This window comes from Streptomyces sp. NPDC041940 (assembly GCF_055589465.1).
This window is the reverse complement of record NZ_JBVJBP010000048.1, coordinates 1-2,023: the sequence shown is the minus strand read 5'-3', so window position 1 is coordinate 2,023 and position 2,023 is coordinate 1. Positions and strand designations below refer to the sequence as shown.

Genomic DNA, 2,023 nt, shown 5'->3' with positions numbered 1-2,023 from the left:
CGGCCTGGGCTGACGGGGGAGCGGTTTGTCGCGTGTCCGTTCGGTCCGGCTGGTGGGCGGATGTATCGGACGGGGGACCGTGCGCGGTGGTCGGCCGATGGGCGGCTGGTGTTCGCGGGGCGTGTGGATGAGCAGGTGAAGGTCCGGGGGTTCCGGATCGAGCCGGGTGAGGTCGAGGCGGTGCTGGCCGCGCATCCGCAGGTGGCGCAGGCGGCGGTGATCGCTCGTGAGGATGTTCCCGGTGACAGGCGTCTGGTGGCGTATGTGGTGGGGGATGCTGCGGAGTCCGAGCTGCGTGACCTTGTGGGTGAGCGGTTGCCGGAGCACATGGTTCCCTCGGCGGTCGTCGTCCTCGACGCGTTGCCGTTGACGGTCAACGGCAAACTCGACCGCAAGGCGCTGCCCGCACCTGCCTACACGGCTGCCATTGGTCGGCTGCCGGTCACGGTGCAGGAGGAGATTCTGTGCCAGGCGTTCGCGCAGGTGCTGGGTCTGGACCAGGTGGGTGTTGAGGACGATTTCTTCGCTCTGGGTGGGCATTCGCTGTTGGCGACGCGTTTGGTGAGTCGGGTGCGTGCGGTGCTGGGTGTGGAGGTGGCGCTGCGGACGTTGTTCGAGGTGCCGACGCCGGCGGGGCTTGCGGCGAGGCTGGGTCAGGCCGAAGTGGCGCGTCCGGCGTTGGTGGCGGGGGGCCGTCCGCAGCGGGTGCCGTTGTCGTACGCGCAGCGCCGGCTGTGGTTCCTCGGCCAGCTGGAAGGCCCGAGTGCGACCTACAACATCCCGATCGGTGTGCGGCTGACCGGGGCACTGGACCAGCAGGCGCTGGAGGAAGCCCTCCGCGATGTCCTGGAGCGCCATGAGGTGCTGCGGACGGTGTTCGCGGTCGCCGACGGTGAGCCGTATCAGCGGATTCTGTCGGTCGAGGAGACCGGGTTCTCGCTGACCGTCACCGATGTGAGCGCGGAGGAAGTGGACGGTGCGGTGGCGGAGGCGGCGCGGTATGCCTTCGATCTGGGCGCGGAAATCCCCTTGCGGGCACGGTTGTTCTCGGTGGGTCCGGATGAGCATGTGTTGTCGGTGGTGGTGCATCACATCGCGGGTGACGGCTGGTCGTCGGCTCCTCTGGTGCGTGATTTGACGTCTGCGTATGGGGCGCGGTGTGAGGGTCGGGCGCCGGTGTGGGCGTCGTTGCCGGTGCAGTACGCGGACTATGCGTTGTGGCAGCGGGAGTTGCTCGGTGAGGAGAGTGACCCTGGGAGTGTGCTGTCGCGTCAGGTGGGGTTCTGGCGTGGGGCGTTGGCGGGGGTGCCGGAGGAGTTGGCGTTGCCGTATGACCGGTCGCGTCCGGTGGTTGCTTCGCATGAGGGGCATGCGGTGGGGCTGGAGGTGCCGGCTGGGGTGCATGCGCGGTTGCGTGAGGTGGCGCGTGAGCGTGGTGTGACGGTGTTCATGGTGCTTCAGGCGGCGTTGGCGGTGACGTTGTCGCGGTTGGGTGCGGGTACGGACATCCCGATTGGTTCGGCGGTCGCTGGTCGTACGGATGAGGCGCTGGATGATCTGGTCGGGTTCTTCGTGAACACGCTGGTGGTGCGGACGGATCTGTCGGGGGATCCGACGTTCGCGCAGGTGTTGGAGCGGGTCCGGGAGAGGAGTCTGGGCGCGTTCGGGCATCAGGATGTGCCGTTCGAGCGGTTGGTGGAGGAGCTGGCGCCGGTGCGTTCGCTGGCGCGGCATCCGTTGTTCCAGGTGATGTTGACGTTGCAGAACAACGCGCAGGCGGCCGTCGATCTGCCCGGGTTGCAGGCCGCCGGGGTGTCCGGGGCTGCGGGGTCTGCCACGGCCAAGTTCGACCTGGACGTGATGGCCACCGAGGTCTTCGACACCGAAGGTGCACCGTCCGGCCTGACCGTTCGGCTGATTGCGGCTGCCGATGTTTTTGATGCGGGGTCGGCTGAGCGTTTGGTGGGTTGGTTCGGGCGTTTGTTGGAGGGTTTGGTGGCGGATCCTGATGTGCGGGTGGGGG

1 protein-coding gene is annotated in these 2,023 nt (G+C 67.8%); it reads left to right on the top strand.

Annotated features, from left to right (window positions below; genetic code table 11):
- Positions 1-2,023 (top strand): condensation domain-containing protein (locus ACZ6I3_RS39315; RefSeq protein WP_469421123.1); only part of this gene is annotated, 2,023 nt, incomplete at both ends.